Source organism: Vogesella lacus, assembly GCF_979366295.1.
Genome location: NZ_CEETQT010000001.1, coordinates 472,394 through 491,951, shown reverse-complemented (window position 1 = coordinate 491,951; position 19,558 = coordinate 472,394). Strand labels below are relative to the sequence as shown.

19 protein-coding genes and 3 riboswitches are annotated in these 19,558 nt (G+C 60.6%); of the genes, 7 read left to right on the top strand and 12 right to left on the bottom strand.

What is annotated here, in order from left to right; translation table 11 throughout:
- Positions 1 to 67 precede the first annotated feature (67 nt).
- Positions 68 to 1,066 (bottom strand): sulfate ABC transporter substrate-binding protein, encoded by a 999-nt coding sequence (locus ACZ9W6_RS02250; protein WP_465189439.1) that lies wholly within the window; start codon positions 1,064 to 1,066, stop codon positions 68 to 70.
- Positions 1,067 to 1,249: 183 nt separating this feature from the next.
- Between ACZ9W6_RS02250 and ACZ9W6_RS02245 the strand changes: the two genes are divergently transcribed.
- A complete protein-coding gene (locus tag ACZ9W6_RS02245; RefSeq protein WP_465189438.1) occupies positions 1,250 to 2,161 on the top strand; it encodes an EAL domain-containing protein in 912 nt (303 codons plus the stop codon).
- On the opposite strand, the gene ACZ9W6_RS02240 is transcribed toward ACZ9W6_RS02245, so the two are convergent.
- From ACZ9W6_RS02240 to ACZ9W6_RS02230, 3 genes are all read right to left on the bottom strand, one after another.
- On the bottom strand, positions 2,142 to 2,699 hold the full coding sequence (locus tag ACZ9W6_RS02240) for a TMEM165/GDT1 family protein (protein ID WP_465189437.1): 558 nt from the start codon (positions 2,697 to 2,699) through the stop codon (positions 2,142 to 2,144). The genes ACZ9W6_RS02245 and ACZ9W6_RS02240 overlap by 20 nt on opposite strands.
- A gap of 25 nt (positions 2,700 to 2,724) precedes the next feature.
- Positions 2,725 to 2,873: riboswitch (yybP-ykoY riboswitch) on the bottom strand.
- Positions 2,874 to 2,957: 84 nt separating this feature from the next.
- Complete coding sequence (gene mscL / locus ACZ9W6_RS02235; RefSeq protein ID WP_465189436.1) at positions 2,958 to 3,416, bottom strand: large conductance mechanosensitive channel protein MscL; 459 nt, start codon at positions 3,414 to 3,416, stop codon at positions 2,958 to 2,960.
- 130 nt (positions 3,417 to 3,546) lie between these two features.
- Positions 3,547 to 5,130, bottom strand: a complete 1,584-nt coding sequence (locus tag ACZ9W6_RS02230) for a methyl-accepting chemotaxis protein (protein ID WP_465189435.1) — start codon at positions 5,128 to 5,130, stop codon at positions 3,547 to 3,549.
- 220 nt (positions 5,131 to 5,350) lie between these two features.
- On the opposite strand from ACZ9W6_RS02230, the gene ACZ9W6_RS02225 reads away from it, so the two are divergent.
- Positions 5,351 to 6,346: a 2-hydroxyacid dehydrogenase gene (locus tag ACZ9W6_RS02225; RefSeq protein WP_465189433.1), complete on the top strand. Its 996-nt coding sequence runs from the start codon at positions 5,351 to 5,353 to the stop codon at positions 6,344 to 6,346.
- Positions 6,347 to 6,452: 106 nt separating this feature from the next.
- Here the strand turns inward: ACZ9W6_RS02225 and yaaA are convergent, their stop codons facing one another.
- The gene (gene yaaA, locus ACZ9W6_RS02220; protein ID WP_465189432.1) at positions 6,453 to 7,232 is read right to left on the bottom strand and encodes a peroxide stress protein YaaA; all 780 of its coding nucleotides are present in this window, start codon (positions 7,230 to 7,232) and stop codon (positions 6,453 to 6,455) included.
- A gap of 55 nt (positions 7,233 to 7,287) precedes the next feature.
- Between yaaA and dtd the strand changes: the two genes are divergently transcribed.
- Positions 7,288 to 7,740: a D-aminoacyl-tRNA deacylase gene (gene dtd / locus ACZ9W6_RS02215; RefSeq protein ID WP_465189431.1), complete on the top strand. Its 453-nt coding sequence runs from the start codon at positions 7,288 to 7,290 to the stop codon at positions 7,738 to 7,740.
- Between the two features lie 55 nt (positions 7,741 to 7,795).
- Here the strand turns inward: dtd and ACZ9W6_RS02210 are convergent, their stop codons facing one another.
- Entirely contained in the window at positions 7,796 to 9,229 is a 1,434-nt protein-coding gene (locus tag ACZ9W6_RS02210) for a diguanylate cyclase domain-containing protein (RefSeq protein WP_465189430.1), read from the bottom strand.
- A gap of 249 nt (positions 9,230 to 9,478) precedes the next feature.
- Here ACZ9W6_RS02210 and ACZ9W6_RS02205 point away from each other — a divergent pair, with 249 nt between their 5' ends.
- A complete protein-coding gene (locus ACZ9W6_RS02205) occupies positions 9,479 to 11,089 on the top strand; it encodes a methyl-accepting chemotaxis protein (protein WP_465189429.1) in 1,611 nt (536 codons plus the stop codon).
- Positions 11,090 to 11,144: 55 nt separating this feature from the next.
- Here the strand turns inward: ACZ9W6_RS02205 and miaA are convergent, their stop codons facing one another.
- Together miaA and fdxA are read right to left on the bottom strand one after the other, a co-directional pair.
- Complete coding sequence (gene miaA, locus ACZ9W6_RS02200; RefSeq protein ID WP_465189428.1) at positions 11,145 to 12,089, bottom strand: tRNA (adenosine(37)-N6)-dimethylallyltransferase MiaA; 945 nt, start codon at positions 12,087 to 12,089, stop codon at positions 11,145 to 11,147.
- A 67-nt stretch (positions 12,090 to 12,156) separates the two neighbouring features.
- On the bottom strand, positions 12,157 to 12,480 hold the full coding sequence (gene fdxA / locus ACZ9W6_RS02195; protein WP_465189427.1) for a ferredoxin FdxA: 324 nt from the start codon (positions 12,478 to 12,480) through the stop codon (positions 12,157 to 12,159).
- 115 nt (positions 12,481 to 12,595) lie between these two features.
- On the opposite strand from fdxA, the gene gluQRS reads away from it, so the two are divergent.
- Both gluQRS and ACZ9W6_RS02185 read left to right on the top strand, forming a co-directional pair.
- The gene (gluQRS, locus tag ACZ9W6_RS02190; RefSeq protein WP_465189426.1) at positions 12,596 to 13,504 is read left to right on the top strand and encodes a tRNA glutamyl-Q(34) synthetase GluQRS; all 909 of its coding nucleotides are present in this window, start codon (positions 12,596 to 12,598) and stop codon (positions 13,502 to 13,504) included.
- Positions 13,505 to 13,836: 332 nt separating this feature from the next.
- Positions 13,837 to 15,165 carry an amino acid permease gene (locus ACZ9W6_RS02185; protein WP_465189425.1) on the top strand — a complete coding sequence of 443 codons (1,329 nt, stop codon included), beginning with the start codon at positions 13,837 to 13,839 and terminating at the stop codon, positions 15,163 to 15,165.
- A 78-nt stretch (positions 15,166 to 15,243) separates the two neighbouring features.
- Here ACZ9W6_RS02185 and ACZ9W6_RS02180 read toward each other — a convergent pair whose 3' ends face one another.
- From ACZ9W6_RS02180 to ACZ9W6_RS02165, 4 genes are all read right to left on the bottom strand, one after another.
- Positions 15,244 to 16,221 carry an NAD(P)/FAD-dependent oxidoreductase gene (locus tag ACZ9W6_RS02180; protein ID WP_465189424.1) on the bottom strand — a complete coding sequence of 326 codons (978 nt, stop codon included), beginning with the start codon at positions 16,219 to 16,221 and terminating at the stop codon, positions 15,244 to 15,246.
- A gap of 112 nt (positions 16,222 to 16,333) precedes the next feature.
- Positions 16,334 to 16,582, bottom strand: a complete 249-nt coding sequence (locus ACZ9W6_RS02175) for a TIGR02450 family Trp-rich protein (RefSeq protein WP_465189423.1) — start codon at positions 16,580 to 16,582, stop codon at positions 16,334 to 16,336.
- A 35-nt stretch (positions 16,583 to 16,617) separates the two neighbouring features.
- Positions 16,618 to 17,160 (bottom strand): lipocalin family protein, encoded by a 543-nt coding sequence (locus ACZ9W6_RS02170; RefSeq protein ID WP_465189422.1) that lies wholly within the window; start codon positions 17,158 to 17,160, stop codon positions 16,618 to 16,620.
- Between the two features lie 9 nt (positions 17,161 to 17,169).
- Positions 17,170 to 18,699 (bottom strand): cryptochrome/photolyase family protein, encoded by a 1,530-nt coding sequence (locus ACZ9W6_RS02165; RefSeq protein ID WP_465189421.1) that lies wholly within the window; start codon positions 18,697 to 18,699, stop codon positions 17,170 to 17,172.
- 226 nt (positions 18,700 to 18,925) lie between these two features.
- On the opposite strand from ACZ9W6_RS02165, the gene ACZ9W6_RS02160 reads away from it, so the two are divergent.
- Positions 18,926 to 19,060 carry a DUF2256 domain-containing protein gene (locus ACZ9W6_RS02160; protein ID WP_465189420.1) on the top strand — a complete coding sequence of 45 codons (135 nt, stop codon included), beginning with the start codon at positions 18,926 to 18,928 and terminating at the stop codon, positions 19,058 to 19,060.
- Positions 19,061 to 19,316: 256 nt separating this feature from the next.
- Positions 19,317 to 19,415: riboswitch (glycine riboswitch) on the top strand.
- A gap of 7 nt (positions 19,416 to 19,422) precedes the next feature.
- Positions 19,423 to 19,519: riboswitch (glycine riboswitch) on the top strand.
- Positions 19,520 to 19,558: the final 39 nt, after the last annotated feature.

Below are 19,558 nucleotides of genomic sequence, written 5' to 3'. Positions count from 1 at the left end.
GCTGCGGGTGGCCGGCAAGCGGCCGCAGGGGAGGGTACGGCCCGCTGCGGCGTATCTGGATAAAGGTTTAGCGACCGATGCCGAACTGGTCGTAAATGGCGCCGTCGTCAAAGTGGGTTTTCTGTGCCTTGGCCCAGCCACCGAATTGTTCGTCGATGGTGAATAGCTTGACCTTGGCGAAGCGGTCGGCATATTTGGCGGCAATAGCCGCATCGCGTGGCCGGTAGTAGTTTTGTGCGGCCAACTCCTGGCCGGCTGGCGAGTACAGATATTGCAGATAAGCCTCGGCCTGCTTGCGGGTGCCACGCTTGTCGACCACCTTGTCCACGATGCTGACCGAGGGTTCGGCAAGGATGGAAATCGAGGGTACGACAATGTCGAATTTGTCCGGCCCCAGCTCCTTGCTGGCGAGGAAGGCCTCGTTTTCCCATGAGATCAGCACATCACCAATGCCGCGCTGCGCGAAGGTAATCAGCGAGCCACGTGCGCCGGAATCCAGCACTTTCACATTGCGATAGATTTTTTGCACCAGATCACGGGCTTTTTGCTCGGTGCCTCCTGGTTGCAGCTGGGCATAGCCCCAAGCAGCCAGGTAGTTCCAGCGCGCACCGCCGCCAGTTTTGGGGTTGGGGGCGATCACCTCGATGCCGGGGCGGGCAAGGTCATTCCAGTCACGGATCTGCTTCGGATTGCCCTTGCGCACCAGCAAGACAATGGTGGAGGTGTAAGGCGTACTGTTGTGCGGCAGGCGTTTTTGCCAGTTGGCCGGCACCAGATTGCCATGACGGTGCAGCTCGTCGATATCGTTGGATAGCGCCAGCGTCACCACATCGGCTTCCAGGCCATCAATCACCGAGCGCGCCTGCTTGCCCGAGCCGCCGTGTGACTGGCGCAGTTGCAAGGTTTCGCCGGTGCGGGTCTTCCAGTATTTGCTGAAGGCGGCGTTGAAGTCCTGGTACAGCTCGCGTGTCGGGTCGTAGGACACATTCAGCAGACTGGTATCGGCCAGAGCCGGCATGGCCAGGCTGAGCAAGAGGGTGATGAGTAGTGGTTTTCTGGCTGGCATGAGTGACTCCTGTGAGGGTTTGAGCCAGTCTAGGTAGCCGGTGCGTCGCCAAGAAGTGAATTTATCCGCTCAACTTATCGGGAATATTGCATAGCAATTGCGCGTATATCGATTTTAGATATTCGGATTTGTACTCCGGTCGCACTTGCTTACCATTGCCGGCAATCAAGCCGGAGATGAGTGATGAAACGTTTCAAGCCGCTGCCCTTGCCGGCAGACTCCTTGCAGTACTGGCAATACCGGCGCTGTGAGGCCTTGCTGCAGCAGCATGCCGTGGCTTTGCAGTTGGGCTGGAATGGCGAGTGCTGGTTTGCCGGTTTTGATGACTGGTATCTGAGCAGCGAGTTTGTGCCGGTGCGGGCACCTGATGGCGGCTTGCAGTTGCAGGCCGCCGCCTTGCGGATACATGGCAGCTTTGGTCAGCGGCTGCCGGCATCCTGCCTGTTGTCGCTTAATCATCAACATGACAAGGCGCTGGCTTTGCGCAAGCTGATCGTGGTGCTGCATGTGCTTAACGGTTTGCAGCAATTCGGCAAGGGGCAGGCACTGCGCCTGACTCTGGACGGCTATTGTTGCTGCCACACACAAACCGAGCTGGCCCGGGTCTGCAGCGATTTGCTGGCGGCCTTGCAACTGGGGCAGCAGCATTTGCATCTGTTATTGCAGCTGGCTTGCCACCCGTCCGGCAGTGGTGGCAGGCAGCTGTTTGCCGAGTTTCGAGCCGCGGGGTTTCGCATGGGGCTCGATCATTTCGGGGCTTATCCGGATGATCTGGCTCGTTTGTGGCGTTTTGAGCCGGCATTTTTCAATCTGGCACCCGCCTTGCTGCATCGTGCGCTGGTGTTTCCTGTGGTGTCGCAGAAGCTTGGGCAGCTGATGCCGCAACTGGTGGCGGAGGGCTTTGTGCTGGGCGTTGACCAGATAGTCTGCGGACGCATGCTCAAACTGGCCGACGAGATGGGGGCCAGCCTGCTGTCAGGCAGCTGGCTTGAGGTGATGGCAGATGCCGCGGCCAACCCGGTGCCGCCAGGCAGGGCTGTCCGCTGGCAGGGCGAGCCGCGGACAGCCGCTGTACTTACCAGCCGACCAGGGTGATCACGCCCAGTACGGCAAAAATACAGGCCGCAATGCGATGAACGGTGGCCACCGGCAGTTTCTTGGCGGCAACCTCACCCAGCAGAACGGCCGGCACGTTGGCAATCATCATGCCCAGCGTGGTGCCCATGACGACGGCGAACAGCGCATCAAAACGGGCAGACAGTGCCACGGTGGCGATCTGCGTCTTGTCGCCCATCTCGGCCAGAAAGAAGGCGATGGTGGTGGCGCCGAACACCCCGAGCTTGTCGAACAGGCGGGTGTCATCGTCAAGCTTGTCCGGAATCAGCATCCAGATGGCCATGGCGATAAAAGACACGCCCAGCACCCAGCGCAGGATATTGTCGGTGATATAGGCAGAGGCAACCTGACCCAGCCAGGCTGCAGCGAGGTGGTTCAGTACGGTAGCGGCAAAGATGCCCAGAATGATGGGGACGGGTTTTTTGAAGCGGGCGGCCAGCAGCAGGGCAAGCAGCTGGGTTTTGTCGCCGATTTCGGCCAGGGCAACGATGCCGGTGGAGATCAGAAAGGCTTCCATGATGATTCCCGGGGGCTGCAAGCGCAACATGACTCGCCGATACCGCAGCCCCCGCTACGCATCGGAAAGTCATGAGTCTTGCCAGGCTGATGCTGCCAGCGCCATAAAGACCGTGGTCTTCAAGTATGTTGACGCTAGCCCCCGTCGCATTCGCGGGGCGGCTACTCCCTCAGGACGCGGCGATTCTATGCGCTGGCCACAAAAAACACAAGGTTGGCCGCATGCGGCCAACCTTGTTGTCACGGCGTGTACAGCTGTTTACTTCAGTTCGGAAGTACAGTGGCCGCAACGTGTGGCCTTCAGCGGAATGGTCGACAGGCAGTGCGGGCATTCCTTGGTGGTCACTTCAACCGGTGCCGGCGCTTCTTCACGCTTCAGGCGGTTGATGGTTTTGACCAGCATGAAAATGGCAAAGGCCACGATGGTGAAGCTGACCAGTGCGTTGATGAACAGGCCGACATTCAGGGTCACGGCACCGGCTTCCTTGGCGGCAGCCACCGAGGCATACGGCGCGGCAGCCTTGGCGCCTTCCTTCAGCACGAAGAACAGATTGGCAAAGTCGACATTGCCCACCAGCAGGCCGATAGGCGGCATGATTACGTCGTCAACCAGGGACTTCACGATGGCCCCGAAGGCGCCGCCAATGACGACACCGACGGCGAGGTCGATGACATTGCCACGCATGGCAAATTCGCGGAATTCCTTGATGATGGACATGTATTCCCTTTCTTGTAGCAGTCAGTAATGGCGGAAGTATCTGAATTGTACAAAGAGAATGCAAAGGTTTTTAAAGATAAATGGCAAGCCTGTTATCAGGCTTGCCATTTCGATAACTGGGGCTTGGCGCTTAACGCGGATTTTCGACCTCAAAATGCGAGGCGAGTGTTTTTAACTGTTCGGCTTGCTTGGCGAGGCGGCCAACAGCCAGGCTGGCGGCGCTGATATTGCCCTGCGAAACCTGGAATTGCTCGGAGATATTGGCCATGGTTTCAGCCAGGTGCGCGGCCGTGGCTGACTGCTGCACATTGCTGCTGGCAATCGACTGCATCATCTGGTTGACCTCGCGGGTGCTGTGATTGACTTCCAGCAGCTGCTGGCTGGTACGCTGCTGGGCATCGGCACCGGCGCGAGTCTCGTTGGTAATGGTGGCAATGGCGGCGACGGTCTTGCCGGCAGCCTGGTGCACATTGCTGATCAGCTGCTTGATTTCGTCGGTGCTCAGGCTGGTGCGCTCGGCAAGCTTGCGCACTTCATCGGCCACCACGGCAAAGCCGCGGCCGGTCTCGCCGGCACGTGCGGCTTCGATGGCGGCATTCAGTGCCAGCAGATTGGTCTGCTCGGCAATATCGTGGATGGTCTGGGTAACCTTGGTAATGCCCTCGATGGCTGACGACAGGTTGGCAATGATGTTCTGTGCCTGCTCCACTGCCTGGCTGGCTGCCAGCGTCCGCTCGCGTGAGGTATTCATTTCATTGGTGCTGGTCTGCATCAGTTCACCAGTCTTGTGGCTGATGCGGGCGGTGTCATCGGCATTCTGCGCGACGATTTCGATGGACGATGACAACTCTTCCACGGCCGCACTGACTTCGCGCACGTTTTCATTGCCGGCCTCCATGCGCTGGCACAGCTCTTCGATGCGCTGCTGGATGCTGGCGGTTTCGCTGGCCTGGGCGCGGGCGGTCATCTGCAATTCGTCCAGCATCACTTTCAGATGCACCTGCATATAGGCGAGGGCGGCTTCGAGCTGGCCTTGTTCGCCAGCACGGTCAATATCAAGCTTGTTGGTGAGCTTGCCCTCGGCAATGTTCAGGCAGGCTGTCAGCAAGCGGTTCTGGTGCTGTTCGCGGCTGCGGTTGAGCAGCAGGAAGCCGGCAGTGGTGAGAATGCCGAGGCCGGCAATCACGGCGCCGATCATGCCTTCATCAAACCAGGCCGCGACAAACAGCAACAGATTGATCAGCACCAGATAGCTGCTTTGCAGCCGTGCCAGCAAGCGGCCCTGCATCTTGGGCTTGTGCAGTTTTTTGGCCTGCATCAGCGCCGGGTAGCTGGCTTCGGCATGCTGGATGGCGCTGCGGCTGGCTGGTGTGCGCACCGACATATAGCCACGGGTTTCGCCGTCGTGCTTGACCGGTACCACAAAGGCATCTACCCAGTAATGATCGCCGTTCTTGCAGCGATTCTTGACGATGCCGCGCCAGCACTTGCCGGCCTTGACGGTGTCCCACAAGTCCTGGAATAACAGCGGCGGCATTTCGGGGTGGCGCACGACATTATGGTTTTTACCCACCAGCTCTTCGCGGCTGAAGCCGGATAGCTCGACAAACTGGTCATTGGCATAGGTGATGATGCCCTTGAGGTTGGTCTGCGTCACAATGATCCCTTGGGTGAAGGGGACTTCCACATTGCTGATGGGCTGGTTGATTTTCATGGGTGGTGAAATCCGTCTGGGGTTTGCGCTGCCATTAAGCGCGCCATCTTAAATGGCGGACCCATTTTCAAGTGTTACAAGTGCTTGATCCAAATCAATAATCTCCCAATTTATAAAGTATGCTTATCTGAGTGACTGTTTGTAAGCTTTATTTTAAAGTGTGTGTCATGAATACCCGCCGGCATTGTTGTACTTTCAATGCATAAATCAAGGATGCTTTATGAGAATCGCTGTATTTGATACCAAACAGTACGACCGGCAGGCGCTGACGGCGGCCAACCGCGACTATGGCCACGAGCTGGTGTTTTTCGAGCCACGGCTGAATCAGGCCACGGTCAGTCTGGCGGAAGGTTTTGATGTGGTTTGCCCCTTCGTGAACGACAAGCTGGATGCCGAGGTGATACGTCGCCTTGCCGAGATGGGAACGAAGCTGGTGGCGCTGCGCTGTGCCGGTTTTAACGGCGTGGATCTGGCGGCCTGTCAGCAGCATGGCGTGCAGGTGGTGCGGGTGCCGGCTTACTCGCCACATGCCGTGGCCGAGCATGCGTTTGCCTTGCTCCTGGCGGTGAATCGTCGCATCCACAAAGCCTATGTGCGGGTACGCGAGATGGACTTCTCGCTGGATGGTCTGGTGGGCTTTGACCTGTATGGCAAGACTTTCGGCGTGATCGGCACCGGCAAGATCGGTTTTGCCGCCATCGGTATCGCGCGCGGCTTTGGCATGAAGGTGCTGGCGCACGACGTGCAGCAGGATGCCACCCAGGCGGCGGCGATGGGTTTTGATTATGTTGATCTGGATACGCTCTTGGCCAAGTCGGACGTGATCAGCCTGCATGTGCCGCTATTGCCGGCTACCCGCCATCTGGTGAATGCCGACAATATTGCGCGCATGAAGCCGGGCGCGATGCTGATCAATACCAGCCGTGGTGGCCTGGTGAATACGCATGATCTGATCGAAGGCTTGAAGTCGGGTCAGCTGGGCGGAGTCGGGCTGGATGTCTACGAGATGGAAGAGGGCGTGTTCTTCGAGGATCTGTCAGGCACCGGCCTGCAGGATGATCAGCTGGCGCGGCTGCTGACTTTCCCGAATGTGCTGGTGTCGTCGCATCAGGGCTTTCTGACGCACGAGGCGCTGGGCAATATCGCGCATACCACGCTGGCTAATGTCAGCGATTACGCTGCCGGCAAGCCTTTGCAGAATGCGGTGCGCGGCTGATTGTTGACTATGACTTGCTCAATAGCCTTGCGGCCAACCTCAAAGGTTGGCCGCAAGGCTATTGAGACCGGGCATCAGCCATCAGCTTCGGCGGCTATGTTGATGCTTAATGCGCTTGCGGATCGCGGCGGAACACCCAGGTATGCTCGTCCGACGCCTCGGCGGCGAAAGCATAGCCCTCGCTGTCAAACTGCTTGAGTTGCGTCGCCTCGCTGATGCGATGGTCGGTCGCCCAGCGCGCCATCAGGCCGCGTGCACGTTTGGCGTAAAAACTGATGATCTTGTACTGGCCGTTTTTCAGATCCTGGAACACCGGCGTAATCAGCCGCGCCTGCAGCTGTTTTTTCTTTACCGACTTGAAGTATTCGTCAGACGCGAGATTCACCAGCACCGGCTCGGCCTCGTTGGCCAGCAGGCGGTTCAGCTCGGCGGTGATGATCTCGCCCCAGAATTCGTACAGATTCTTGCCGCGCGGGTTGGCAAGGCGGGTGCCCATCTCCAGGCGATAAGCCATCATCAGGTCCAGCGGACGCAGCAGGCCGTACAGTCCGGACAGGATGCGCAGGTGGTTTTGCAGATAATCCAGCCCGGCGCTATCGAGACTGGCGGCGTCCAGCCCTTCGTAGACATCGCCCATGAAGGCCAGTACCGCCTGTTTGGCATTGGTCGGGGTGAAGTCCGGCTGCCAGTCATGAAAGCGGCCAACGTTGAGCGTGGCGAGGGCATCGCTGATATCCATCAGCTGGCCGATATCAGCCGGGCTTTTTTCGCGCAGTACGCGAATCAGCTCGGCACTGTGATCAAGCAGGGCGGGCAGGCTGTGGCGGCGATCGCCTGCGGGCGTGTCATAATCGAGCGTCTTGGCCGGGGAGACTACCATCAGCATGGGCTTGTCCTTTGCGGAAATTCAGCCGGCTATTGTAACGCTTAAGGGGCAAGAGATGAGAGTGTTGGTGCAGCGTGTCAGTCAGGCGTCGGTTACCGTTGAGGGCCGAATCAGCGGCGAAATCGGCAAGGGCCTGTTATTGCTGGTCGGCATCGAAGAGGCCGACACCCGTGCCGATAGCGAGTGGCTGGTGAAAAAAATCAGCCAGTTGCGCGTGTTCAATGACGACAAGGGTGTGATGAATCTGTCTTTGCTGGATACCGCCGGCGAGGCACTGGCGGTCAGCCAGTTCACCCTGATGGCCAGTACGAAAAAGGGCAATCGCCCCGGTTACAGTCGGGCCGCACGGCCCGAGCAGTCTTCGCCGATGTTTGACGAATTTGTGGCCTTGCTGGCGGCCACTTTGGGCAAACCGGTGCCGACCGGTATTTTCGGCGCCGACATGCAGGTGGCGCTGATCAACGATGGTCCGGTAACCATCTGGCTGGATAGCAAGTCAACGGAATAAGCTGTCTGCGGTGCGGCCTGCCCGGCGTGCGGCCAAGCAAGGTTGGCCGCACGCTTCAGGCGTGGGTGTGACTGTCGGGAATGTAAAAGTGCACGCCATTCTTGCCGGTCTGCTTGGCCTGATACATGGCGTGATCGGCCTGGCTGATCAGCTGGTCGGCGCTGACCCGGTGTGCAGGGATGTACTCGGTCAGGCCGATGCTGACGGTGACGCTCAGAAACTGGTTTTGCCAGGCAATAGGCTGGCTGATATGCCAGGCCAGCTGGCGCATTTCTTCCTGCAAGGCCAGATGATCCAGCCTGTCTGGCAGGGCCAGCACAAACTCGTCGCCGCCGATGCGTGCGACAAAATCCGGTGGCAGATGACGGGCATGCAATTGTGAGGCGACCTTGCTTAGTACCAGGTCACCCGCCGCGTGGCCGTAGCGGTCATTGATCGGCTTGAAACCATCCAGATCAAGATAGGCGAGAATCAGTCGCGGCGGTGGCTGTTGCTGCAGTATCTGCGCCAGATAGGCGACCAGCGCGCGGCGATTGGGCAGGCGGGTCAGTGAATCCATCATTGCCTGGTTTTCCAGCTCGCTCATGATGGCTGCCTTCTGCGTGGAGAGCTGCTGCAGATGGCTGGCTGTTTCCATCAGCCAGCCGAGGATGGTGTCTTGCTTGTAGCTGACAGCCGGTAACGGTTTGTCCTCGCCGATGTGGTGAATGTGCTGGTAAAGCTCGCCAAGCGAGCAGCCCAGCACATGGCGGGTATAGCGCTGGATCTGCCACAACAGCCAGCACAGTATGCCCGTGACCAGCAAGAAAATACCGCGGGTGATGCGGGCGTGCAGCGCGGTGAGGGCCACCTCCTCGCGCGTGCGCACATCCACCATGTGATAAAAGTCGTTGATCGGCCGCATGATGCGTGCCTTGGTCTGGACATAGCGGTCGTCAAAAAGCAGGTTCATCGCCTGCTGGCGGATCCGGGCAGTCTGCAATTCATCGCCCGGCTTGGCTGTATCGACCAGCTCCATGGCGCGCCACTCGATTTCTGTCAGCAAATCAGACTGCTGTTTTGCCTCGTACAGCTTGGTCATTTCCTGTTCGTTGAAACCGGCTTGCAGCATCAGGCTGAGCAGGCTGGCAGCCGGGCCTACCTTGTCCGGCGGGTGTTCTCCCGCCAAAAGCAGATCCCAATAAATCAGGTTGTATTCGATTGGGCGGGGGGCAAGACCATCTCGAATCGCCTTGACCTTGTTGAAATAGGTTTTGAAACGCAAGTCGCCGGTGGCTGCATAGGCGCGAGCCATTCGCGTCAGATCGTCGGACGATTGCCTGAGCTCGTCCGCCAGCGCAAACGAGGTGAAGCGCCGTTCATTGGCTTGGTCAAGCCGCCATTCGGCGTAGACATAAGCGGCAAAAGTCATCGCGAACAGCAACATGGCCACAAAAGTAAAGCTGAACAACCTTTGCTGGCGATCCAGATTTTTTTCGGCAGTAGGCATGCGGCTGGGTCCTTGCGGGGGGAGGTCTGCAGGTGCTTGTGACTGCCTGTTGCCGGCAGAAACATAGCCCTGTCATTTACGATAGTCTGCGGGGCCTGCCTGTTCAAACTGCAACACAGTGTCCGGTCATGCATGCGGCGATTTGTAACTATCTGCTGCACAAGGGTATTGATTTAATAATTCCACCAGCTAGAACTGATGAAGGGAGCGACCCGATATTAAAAAACAGAGAGGTGTGCGATGCGGTTCATGACAATCAAGGCAAGACTGCTGCTGGCATTCGCGGTGATGTTGCTGATCATTATCGGGCAGGGGATCTATGCAGTACGGCAGTCTGAAAAAATCGGCGAAATGATGGTATCGGTTTACGACAATAATCTGGTGCCGATCCGGGATGTATCCGATGTCAATATGCAGGCGCTTTACCATATCCGTGCTGTTTTGCGCATGATGGTCGAGCCGACAGCCGAAGGGCGTGCTGCGGCCAAGGACGCCATGCGGCAGCGTGCTGAAAAGTATGATCAGCTGATGACCAAGTATCTGGGGGTGGTACTCAGCGATGCCGAGAAGGCTGCCTTGCAAGGCTTGAAGCCGGCGTGGGAAAAATACCTGCAATCGGCCGCCGAGGTGGTCAAGCTGGTTGACGAGGGCAAGACTGCAGAGGCAGCTGCGCTGTATATCCAGCAGACACGCCCGGCCTTTGACGCGGCAGACAATCTGCTGACCGAAATTGTCAATGTCAATGTGAAGCTGGCTGCGGACGCCAATGCGGATGGCAAGGCAACGGTCAGCGGCATCACCACCCTGACTATCGTGATGATCGTGCTGGCAGTGATTTTCACCGTGGCTGTCGCGCTGACTATCAGCGGCAGCATTAATAGCGTGATTGCCAAGCTGAAAGAGTCGCTGGCGCGGCTGGCGGCGGGGGATCTGACCATACTCGAACAACCGCAGGGCAAGGACGAAATTACCGAAATGCAGGTGGCGCTGCGTCAGGCGCAAGACAGCCTGATCAGTATCGTGCAGGTACTGAAGAAGAATGCCCAGACGCTGGATCTGGCCGCGGGCGAGCTGGTATCGGCCGCACAGCAGGTAACGGTCAGCTCCGAGCACCAGTCGGAGTCGACTGCCGACAGCGCAGCCTCGGTCGAGCAACTGACGACCTCGGTATCACATGTGTCCGACAAGGCGGGTGAGGCGAATCAGCTGGCCATCCGTTCTGGTCAGCTGGCCGATTCGGGACGTGATGCCGTCAACCGGGCGGGTGCCGAGGTGGAAGAGGTCAGTCTGGTGATTGCCAATGCCGCGCAGCGCATCGGTCATCTGTCGGGCGATATCCAGCGCATCGGCCAGATTTCGGTGATGATCAAGGATGTGGCTGACCAGACCAATCTGCTGGCACTGAATGCCGCCATTGAGGCGGCGCGAGCCGGGGAGATGGGACGCGGCTTTGCCGTGGTGGCTGACGAAGTGCGCAAGCTGGCCGAGCGCACAACCAGTGCCACCCAGGAGATCTCTGGCATGATCAGCTCTATCCAGAGCGGCTCTGATGAAGCGGCCAGCGCCATGATGGGCTGCACCAGCATCATCGACAAGGTCAAAGGAACAACCGGCAGCTCTAGCCAGATCATGAATCAGGTTGGTAGCGAGGCAGGCCAGGTGCAGAACGTGATGAACGAGATTTCCTACGCGCTGAACGAACAGGCGATTGCCAGCCAGAATATCGCCAAGACAGTCGAGGCGCTGGCGCAGATGTCGGAGGAAAACGTCGCCGCGGCCATGAGCGTGTCGCAAACAGCCGAGTCGCTGCGGGATCTGTCCGGCGGCATCAACCAGTCGATTGCCTTCTTCCGCACCTGAAGTGGCAGACCGGTATGAAAAAAGGCGGCCGGGGCCGCCTTTTTCCGCTTCTGCCTCAGTGGCGTGACTGCCAGTCTTGCAGCAGGCGGCAGGCTTCGTCTTGTACGTCGCCGCGATTGACGGCGAGTTCGTGATTGTCGGCGGCCATGCTGCGCAGCCAGGTAATCTGCCGCTTGGCCAGCTGGCGGGTAGCGGCGATGCCACGTTCGCGGAATTCGGCAGCATTGCACAGGCCGTCCTGGTATTCCCATGCCTGACGGTAGCCGACACAGCGCATGGCCGGCAGCTCCAGCGTCAGCTGTGGCCAACGTTGGCGAATGGCCGTCATCTCGGCCAGAAAGCCTTGCTCCAGCATCAGGTCAAAACGCAGCGCGATGCGCGCATGCAGCCAGGCGCGGTCATCCGGATTCAACGCCAGCCGCAGGAAGTTGCCTTGCGCCGCATCGTCGCGGCCGCGTGCCAGCAGCGCCGACATCGGCTGGCCGGACAGCAGGCAAACTTCCAGCGCGCGCTGGATGCGTTGCGAGTCATTCGGCGCCAGTCGCGCGGCGGTGACGGCATCGAGTGCGGCCAACCTTGCGTGCATCGCCGGCCAGCCAAGGCGGGCGGCGTCGTCTTCCAGCTCGCGGCGCAGCGCGCTGTCGGCTTGCGGCAAGTCGGACAGGCCTTCGGCCAGCGCCTTGAAATACAGCATGGTGCCGCCAACCAGCAGCGGCGTTTTGCCGCGTGCCTGAATCTCGTGCATCAGCCGGGTGGCATCGGCGTGAAACTGCGCGGCCGAGTAGGACTCGGTCGGGTCGATGATGTCGATCAGGTGATGTGGGCAGGCGGCCAGCTCGGCGGCCGTCGGCTTGGCGGTGCCGATATCCATGCCGCGATAGACGAGGGCAGAGTCGACGCTGATGATCTCGACATCAAAACGCTCGGCCAGCGCCAGCGCGAGGCCGGTCTTGCCGGAGGCGGTCGGGCCCATCAGGAAAATTGCACGCAAATCGGACATCGGCTATCGGCTTTCGGCGGTAAGTGGCTAAGGTTGGCCGCAAGGCGGCGTGGCGGGCTGGGCGGGCTTAGCGTTCCAGCAAGTGGCGCTTGTCCTTGATGGCCAGCCAGTGTGCGTGGTCTTCCGGCGCAGGAATGCGCGCGCTGATCACCGGCCACAGCGGTGCCAGCTCGGCATTGATGGCGACAAAATCGTGCTGGTCGACCGGCAGGTTTTCGTCGGCAAAAATGGCTTCGGCGGGGCATTCGGCCACGCATAGTGCACAGTCGATGCACTCGGTCGGGTCGATCACCAGAAAATTCGGGCCTTCATGAAAGCACTCGACCGGGCAAACCGCCACGCAGTCGGTGTATTTGCATTTGATACAGGCTTCGGTTACAACGTGCGTCATTGAACGCCTTACTCCTTGCTTGCGGCCAACCTTGGCCGCATAAATGCTGGCGGGCGCTGCGCGCGCCCGTTGTCTGTGTGCCATTTTAGCGTTTTTTTGCCGGTTTTGCCTTGCCATGTCTGATGCCATCCTCGCCCCGTCCCTGCCTTATCGCGGTCGCTTTGCGCCCAGCCCCACCGGTCTTTTGCATGCCGGTTCGCTGACGACGGCAGTCGGCAGCTATCTGGAAGCGCGTAGCCGTGGCGGCGAATGGTGGCTGCGGATGGAAGACCTCGATCCGCCGCGCGAGATGGCCGGCGCGGCCGACAATATCCTGCGCACCTTGGCGGTGTTCGGTTTCGAGTGGGATGGCGAGCTTAGCTACCAGCATGACCGCCACGATGCCTACCGCGCCGCGCTGGATCAGCTGATTGCTCAGGGCGATGCCTATGGCTGTGCCTGCACGCGCAAGGAGATTGCCGAGCGCAGCCAGCGCGGGGCCGATGGCATGATCTATCCCGGCAGCTGCCGCGATGGCGTGCCGGCCGGGCGCGAAGCGAGGGCGTGGCGCTTGCGAGTGGATGACCGCTACACCGGCTTTACCGACCGCTTGCAGGGCGAGTGCGGCCAACGTTTGCAAAGCGAGATCGGCGATGTGGTGCTGCTGCGTGCTGACGGTTTCTGGGCATACCAGCTGGCGGTGGTGGTGGACGATATTGCGCAGGGCATGACCGACATCGTGCGTGGCGCGGACTTGCTGGTGTCGACGCCGCGCCAGTTGTGGTTGCGCGAAAAGCTGGGGGGTACGCCGGTCACGCATTGTCATTTGCCGCTGATGGTCAATGCTGCGGGTGAAAAGTTGTCCAAGCAGACGCTGGCACCGGCGATTGATGCCAGCGCGGCAGCCGGCGAATTGCGGCTGGCACTGTCGCGGCTTGGTCATCATCCACCGGCCGAGGTCGTCACCCTGGCCGAGCTGTGGCAGTGGGCGCTGGCCAACTGGCAGCTGTCACGCGTGCCACGCGGACCTATCGTCCTGGCATAGCGATTTGCGGATACAATCGCCAACCTTGCGCGCAAGGCGGCCGGCTGGCTGTCTTGCCGCATTTCATTAGAGCGAAGCGCCAGCCAACAGGGCGCCAGCCGCTGTCATGACAAGACTTTGATATTCCGGAATAAAGGTTTGCTTTCAGCGCGGGGAACATCCGTGCCGAAGGGGAGTTTTGCATGGCAAGGGGCTGACGTGCCGGCTTGCCAGTCGCCAGAAGAGACAGAGCAAATCGACTGTGCGCCACCGCGCACCAACCGGAATCAAGCTTGCATGAATATCTATGAATTCAGCGCCGCGATGGCGCTTTTTGTTTTGGAGGACGCGTGATGAGTACTCAGACGACACCGCGTCACAAACTCGGCATCTGGATGTGTACCGCCCTGGTGGTGGGCAATATGATCGGCTCCGGCGTATTCCTGCTGCCGGCGTCGCTGGCGCAGTACGGCGGCTCCTCGCTGATTGGCTGGGTGATTACCTCGCTGGGCGCGATCTGCCTTGCGCTGGTGTTTGCGCGGCTGGCCAAGCTGCTGCCGCAACGCGCCGGTGGCCCGTATGCCTATATCCACGAAGGCTTTGGCGATTTTGCCGGCTTCCTGATTGCCTGGGGTTACTGGATTGCGCTGTGGGCCGGTAATGCCGCGCTGACGGTGGCCGGGGTCAGCTATCTGGGCGTGTTCTTCCCGGTGCTGAACGAAAGCAACTTTGCCGCCGGTGCAACCGCCATCAGCCTGATCTGGCTGGTGACCTGGATCAACAGCCGTGGCCCGAAAAGCTCGGGCAGCGTGGCAGTGGTAACCACCATCCTCAAACTGCTGCCGCTGGGCGCGGTGACGCTGGCCGGCCTGATCTGGCTGAATCCGGAGCTGGTGCAGTTCAACCCGAATGCCAAGCCGCTGGGCGAGGCGATTCCGGCCACCATGGCGCTGACACTGTGGGCCTTCCTTGGCCTCGAATCGGCCTCGGTGCCAGCTGGTGACGTGCACCAGCCGGAGAAAACCATTCCACGCGCAACCGTGTACGGCACGCTGATTGCCGCCGCACTGTATATCGCCAGCACCGTGGCACTGATGGGCCTGATGCCGGCCGAGCAGTTGGCCGCATCGTCCGCGCCATTTGCCGACGCGGCGCGCAGCCTGTGGGGCGAGTGGGCGTATTACGCGGTGGGTCTGGGCGCGGTGGTGTCGTGCTTTGGCGCGCTGAACGGCTGGTGCCTGATGCAGGGCCATATCCCGGCCGCCGCGGCACGCGATCGCCTGTTCCCGTCCTTCTTCCGTCGTGAAAACAGCGCCGGTGTGCCGATTGTCGGTCTGGTGCTGTCCAGCGTACTGGTCACGATTCTGCTGGCCAGCAAGTACGCCGGCGGCCAGAGTGGCGTGCAGATCTTCGAATTCGTGATCCTGCTGGCTACCGCTACCACGCTGCTGCCGTATGCCTTCTGCGCGATGGCGCTGCTGGCGGTGATGCTCAAGCGTCACCAGCAGTTCAGCCGTCGCGACTGGTACGCGCCGCTGGCCTTCTCCTTTGGCGGCTTTGCTTTTGCCATGTGGACGATTTACGGCTCCGGCGCCGAGGTGGTGATGTGGGGCGTGTTGCTGCTGCTGGCCGGTTTGCCGGTGTATCTGTGGCAGCTGCGCGAGCGCCTGCTGAAAGACTGAGCCAGCGCTGTCTTGCTGAAGAATGAGAAGCCCGCCGGCATCAAGCCGGCGGGCTTTTTCATGTGAGGGGTGCAAGGCTTACAGGCTGGCCAGCATGCGCTGTGCCAGATGGCGGCCGCTGAGCCATGCGCCTTCTACCTTGCCGCCATGCAGCCAGTCGCCACACAGACCAAGGCGAGTGTTTTCATCCCAGCCGCTGCCGGTGTGGCTGGCTACGCTGTCGGCGTAGCGCCAGCGGTGGCTGCCGGTGGCAACGGGTTCGCCGCCGCCGAGTTGCCGGAAGGCTGCCAGAAGCTCGGCCACTACTGACTCGGCGTCGGCTTCCAGCCATTGTTCGCTCCACGCTGCATTGGCCTGCAACACCCAGCTTTCTTCGCCGCTGCGGCCGGGTTTGCTGTTGTTGCGGGCCAGCCAGCGCAGCGGGCCTTCGTTGACAAAGGCGGCATCGAACGGCAGCGGCTGGCGCTCGGCAAATCTCGCCAGTACCGTCCAGCAGGGCAGCATGCGATGGCTGGCGGCCAACGCTTGCAAAGCTGCACTGTGGCCAGCCAGTAGCGGTACTGCCTGAGCCGGTGGTACGGCCAGCACCACGGCATCAAAACGCGCCGGCAGTGTGCCGTGCTCCTTGCTGGCCAGTTGCCAGCCGTCGTCGTGTGCGTGCAGTTGCTGCACGGTGTGGCTGAGCGCTTTCGCCAGGCCGGCCGCCAGCGCCTTGGCCGGTGCTGACATGCCGGGTACGCCGACATAGCGCAGCGGCACTTCCGTGTGTTCATGCGCCGTTGTGCCGATCACCGTCGGTCGGCCGGGCCAGAAGGCGATGTGGCCGTCGGCCAGCCAGCTGTCCACCTGTTGGCGAAAGGCGGGGTCACGCGCGGTGAAGTATTGCGCGCCGTGGTCGGCTTGCCAGTGTTCGCCACGACGGGTGCACAAGCGGCCGCCAAGGCCGCGGCTCTTGTCGAAAACGCTGACGGCGAGGCCGGCTTCGTGCAGGGCGCGCGCGCAGGAAAGGCCGGCCATGCCGGCACCGATGATGGCGATCTGAAGGGCTGAGGTCATGCGCTGTTGCTCCTTGTCTTGAATGGGGTGTCGCGCTGGCGTGGCAAGCTTGGCCGCAGGCTTGGGTGTGTGGGCGCTGGCTGCTTGCGGCCAAGTGTGTGGCTGACGGTATTCAGTGCCAGCCTTGTCGCCAGCGCGTGGTGTCGGTCAGTGTTTGCCACGCGATGATCTGGCTGCGGTGGCTGTAAACCGCCTCGATTTCGACTTCGCTGATTGGCAGCGCAGGGTCGTCCGGCTCGATGACGCGGGTCACCAGAAAGTGCTTCTCGCGCTGTTGTGGCGTCACTGCTGTCCATTTGCTCAGCAGCAGCTTGCGCGGGTTCAGGCGTGGCGGGCGTGCGGGTTTGTTGTCGGTACTCATGGCGTTTTACTCGTGGGCGAGAGGCAGGCAGGGACTCAGGCGTCGGGCCGCGTCTGGCTGACGCGAATCAGCTGGCCGGTGTCAAAGCCGAGCGCCGCTGCCTGTTGTAGCAGGCGCTGGTAAAGCTCGGGCGGCAGCTGGCGGTCGCGGGCGAGTATCCACAGATAGTCGCGGTCGTTGCCGGCCACCATCGCCCAGCGGTAATCGGGGTCGAGTGCGATGACGTGATAGCCGCCATAAAACGGCCCGAAGAACGATACTTTCAGCGAGGCAAGGTTGGCCGCACCATTGAACAGCGCACGACCTTCGGCCTGTTTCCAGCGCTGGCTGGCGCTGTCATAGCCGCGGTTGATCACGCGGATGCTGCCGTCGGCCTGAGGCTGGTATTCGGCGCTGACATCGCTGAGGCCGCGCTCGAAACGGTGGTCAAGGCGGGCAATTTCATACCACTTGCCGCTGTAGCGTTGCACTTCAAAACCGGGCAGCGGACGGATGCCTTCTGGCGGCAGGGTGGCACAGCCGCTCAGCCACAGGCTGGCGGCGACAGTCAGGGCGAGGGCAAACGGGCGCAGGCGCATGAGGTTTCCTTACAGTTGATCCAGCCGCTGGCGAATCGCTGTGGCGGTTGCGGTGATGGCGGCTTGTTCTTCGGGTGGCATATTGTCCAGCTGGCGATAAACCAGCCCCAGGCGCGGGTTGGCCGCGAGCTTCGGCTGTTGCCGCAGGAAAAAATCCCAGTACAGCGCATTGAAAGGGCAGGCGTCCGCACCGTAGCGGGCATCACGGCGGTAGCGGCAATTGCCGCAGTAATTGCTCATGCGGTGCAGATAGGCGCTGCCGCTGACATAAGGCTTGCTGGCCAGAAGGCCGCCATCGGCAAACTGGCTCATGCCCAGCGTGTTGGGCAGCTCCACCCACTCGAAGGCGTCGATATACACGCCGAGATACCACTCGTGCAGTGCCTGCGGTGACAGGCCGGCCAGCAGGGCGAAGTTGCCGATCACCATCAGTCGCTGGATGTGGTGGGCGTAAGCGTCTCGCAGCGACTGGCCGATGGCTTGCGACAGACAGCGCATGCCGGTTTGGCCATGCCAGAACCAGGCCGGCAGTGGCAGCTGATGATCAAAGCGGTTGCGCGTGGCGTAGCCGGGCATTTCGGCCCAGTAAATGCCGCGCACGTATTCGCGCCAGCCGATGATCTGCCGCACAAAGCCCTCGGTGGCGGCCAGCGGTGCGTGGCCGTCTTGCCAGGCGCGGATGGCCGCGGCGACGACTTCTTGCGGCGACAGCATCTTGGTATTCAGCGCAAACGACAGCAGGGCATGAAACAGTAGCGGTGCCTCACTGTGCATTGCGTCCTGGTAATCACCGAAATGCGGCAGGCGATGGGCAATGAAGTCATCCAGCATTGCCAGCGCTTCGGCGCGATTCAGCGGCCAACGTAGTGTCTCGGCTGCGGGCTCGCCAAAGCTGGCAATGCCGGCCAGCTGCAGCATCTGCCACAGCACGCGGTGATCGTGCTGCGGTCGGGTATCAGGCGGCGGCAAAGGTTGGCCGCGCCACGGTTTGCGGTTGTCGGCGTCAAAATTCCATTGCCCGCCCAGCGGCTGGCCGCTGTCATCCAGCAGCAGGCGGTGGCGCTTGCGCATGTAGCGGTAAAACACTTCCATCCGCCACTGCTTCTTGCCGGCAAACAGCTTCGCGGCCTCTTCGCGACGGGTGTAAAAGTGCTCGCTGCCTACTGCCTCGCAGGGGATGGACTGACGGGCTGCCCAGGTACGCAACTGCTGATCCAGCCGCCACTCGTCTGGCAGTTGCCAGCAAAAACGGCTGGCAGCGTAGTGCTGCAGCAGCGCATCGAGATTGTCGGTGAGGCTGCCGCGATTGCTCGTGTCGTCCAGCCGCACATAGCGCACGCGATGGCCGGCAGCCTTCAGCTGGCGCGCAAAATCGCGCATCGCCGCCAGAATGGCCAGCAGCTTTTGTGCATGGTGAAGCACATAGCCGGCTTCTTGCCGCAACTCCAGCATCACATACACCACGTCGTCGCGGCAGTCGGCAAACCAGCTGTGCTGCGGGTTGAGCTGGTCGCCAAGGATCAGGCGCAGCTCGGTCATGATCTGCCTGCCGGCAAGGGTTGGCTGGCGCACGCGGTGTCTGCGGACAGGCTGCGCATGTCTGGTTTGGGGCGTGTCATTAGTACGTGTACGTATCGGGTGCTTGTCGTTGATGTTGCAGTCAACGTGAAATCGCTATTTGTACAATACAAATTATGTACAATATTTAGGTGGGTACGCAAGAAACCCTCGCGGCCAACTGTCTGCAGGAGAGGGGGTTTACCGGATGAAAATGCGCAAGAAGGCTGATTTGCCAGCAAAAATCTGTGCAAGATGCGGCCGGCCGTTCAGCTGGCGCAAGAAGTGGCAGGCGGTGTGGGATGAGGTGAAATACTGTTCAGACCGCTGCCGGCAACGCTAGCGGCAGGCGCTTCTGTCCGTCAGCTTGAGGGTGGAAAATGGTATCGGGTCACAGCTAAAAATGCTGCTGTGGTGCGGGATTTCGCCGGATTTCAGTGCTTCGAGCGGGTGTTGCTGGCAAGGTGTCTGTCATTATTTTCCATAAGCCAGACGGTGACTGATGGCGGATTTTCATGACATTCATTGTGTCATATGGCAAGTGACTGATCTGGCGGCCAAAACCTGCTTGCCAAGGTGGCTATCGCCAACGATAATGCGCGCATTCCGCAGGAGAGAGTGATTGCCCGCTTGGGTGGTCGCCGCCGAAGGCGCAAGTGCACCCGCAATCGCTCAGGCAAAAGGACTGCATGAATCGGGCTTTGGCCCGCAGAATCTGGAGAGCGGCGCACAGGATGCGCCCACCGAAGGGGCTAACGGCGCAATGCCGGAAAATCTCAGGTGCAGGGACAGAGGGGTGTGAGAAAACAGAGGATACTCACGCTCGCAACAAGGACCTGTC

What these genes read in the sequence shown, in the direction of transcription:
- gluQRS (WP_465189426.1), top strand. Translation starts at nt 12,596, where the DNA reads ATGTCTGATGCCATCCTCGCCCCGTCCCTGCCTTATCGCGGTCGCTTT.
- miaA (WP_465189428.1), bottom strand. Translation starts at nt 12,089, where the DNA reads ATGTCCGATTTGCGTGCAATTTTCCTGATGGGCCCGACCGCCTCCGGC.
- ACZ9W6_RS02160 (WP_465189420.1), top strand. Translation starts at nt 18,926, where the DNA reads ATGAAAATGCGCAAGAAGGCTGATTTGCCAGCAAAAATCTGTGCAAGA.
- ACZ9W6_RS02180 (WP_465189424.1), bottom strand. Translation starts at nt 16,221, where the DNA reads ATGACCTCAGCCCTTCAGATCGCCATCATCGGTGCCGGCATGGCCGGC.
- ACZ9W6_RS02205 (WP_465189429.1), top strand. Translation starts at nt 9,479, where the DNA reads ATGACAATCAAGGCAAGACTGCTGCTGGCATTCGCGGTGATGTTGCTG.
- ACZ9W6_RS02250 (WP_465189439.1), bottom strand. Translation starts at nt 1,066, where the DNA reads ATGCCAGCCAGAAAACCACTACTCATCACCCTCTTGCTCAGCCTGGCC.
- dtd (WP_465189431.1), top strand. Translation starts at nt 7,288, where the DNA reads ATGAGAGTGTTGGTGCAGCGTGTCAGTCAGGCGTCGGTTACCGTTGAG.
- ACZ9W6_RS02240 (WP_465189437.1), bottom strand. Translation starts at nt 2,699, where the DNA reads ATGGAAGCCTTTCTGATCTCCACCGGCATCGTTGCCCTGGCCGAAATC.
- fdxA (WP_465189427.1), bottom strand. Translation starts at nt 12,480, where the DNA reads ATGACGCACGTTGTAACCGAAGCCTGTATCAAATGCAAATACACCGAC.
- yaaA (WP_465189432.1), bottom strand. Translation starts at nt 7,232, where the DNA reads ATGCTGATGGTAGTCTCCCCGGCCAAGACGCTCGATTATGACACGCCC.
- ACZ9W6_RS02165 (WP_465189421.1), bottom strand. Translation starts at nt 18,699, where the DNA reads ATGACCGAGCTGCGCCTGATCCTTGGCGACCAGCTCAACCCGCAGCAC.
- ACZ9W6_RS02245 (WP_465189438.1), top strand. Translation starts at nt 1,250, where the DNA reads ATGAAACGTTTCAAGCCGCTGCCCTTGCCGGCAGACTCCTTGCAGTAC.
- ACZ9W6_RS02170 (WP_465189422.1), bottom strand. Translation starts at nt 17,160, where the DNA reads ATGCGCCTGCGCCCGTTTGCCCTCGCCCTGACTGTCGCCGCCAGCCTG.
- ACZ9W6_RS02230 (WP_465189435.1), bottom strand. Translation starts at nt 5,130, where the DNA reads ATGAAAATCAACCAGCCCATCAGCAATGTGGAAGTCCCCTTCACCCAA.
- mscL (WP_465189436.1), bottom strand. Translation starts at nt 3,416, where the DNA reads ATGTCCATCATCAAGGAATTCCGCGAATTTGCCATGCGTGGCAATGTC.
- ACZ9W6_RS02175 (WP_465189423.1), bottom strand. Translation starts at nt 16,582, where the DNA reads ATGAGTACCGACAACAAACCCGCACGCCCGCCACGCCTGAACCCGCGC.
- ACZ9W6_RS02210 (WP_465189430.1), bottom strand. Translation starts at nt 9,229, where the DNA reads ATGCCTACTGCCGAAAAAAATCTGGATCGCCAGCAAAGGTTGTTCAGC.
- ACZ9W6_RS02185 (WP_465189425.1), top strand. Translation starts at nt 13,837, where the DNA reads ATGAGTACTCAGACGACACCGCGTCACAAACTCGGCATCTGGATGTGT.
- ACZ9W6_RS02225 (WP_465189433.1), top strand. Translation starts at nt 5,351, where the DNA reads ATGAGAATCGCTGTATTTGATACCAAACAGTACGACCGGCAGGCGCTG.